At 56.3% G+C, this 277-nt stretch carries 1 protein-coding gene; it reads right to left on the reverse strand.

Features of this window, described 5'->3' with window-relative positions:
• On the reverse strand, nt 1-193 hold a 193-nt coding region (locus NLU14_RS21630), incomplete at its 3' end, for an Lrp/AsnC family transcriptional regulator (protein WP_275710503.1).
• Nucleotides 194-277 lie beyond the last annotated feature (84 nt).

Here is a 277-nt window from a genome sequence, read left to right on the forward strand (position 1 = left end):
TGCCGAAGCCGATCCGCTCCGCGTCGAGCAACGCGACATAGCGTTCGATGATGCCGGATTCCTCCAGCAGCCGTACCCGCCGCAGACAGGGCGATGGCGACAGCCCGACTTCCTGCGCCAGCTCCACGTTCGTCAGGCGCCCGTTACGTTGCAAGGCCATCAGAATGCGGCGGTCGATACGATCGAGCTTCATTGGCGGAATATGCCATATATTCGATAATATGTAATCATATATGCTGATATACGGCCGAACACTGCGAAAGTTCGCAACCTAATG

Source organism: Marinobacter iranensis (assembly GCF_029207565.1).
Lineage (GTDB): Bacteria > Pseudomonadota > Gammaproteobacteria > Pseudomonadales > Oleiphilaceae > Marinobacter > Marinobacter iranensis.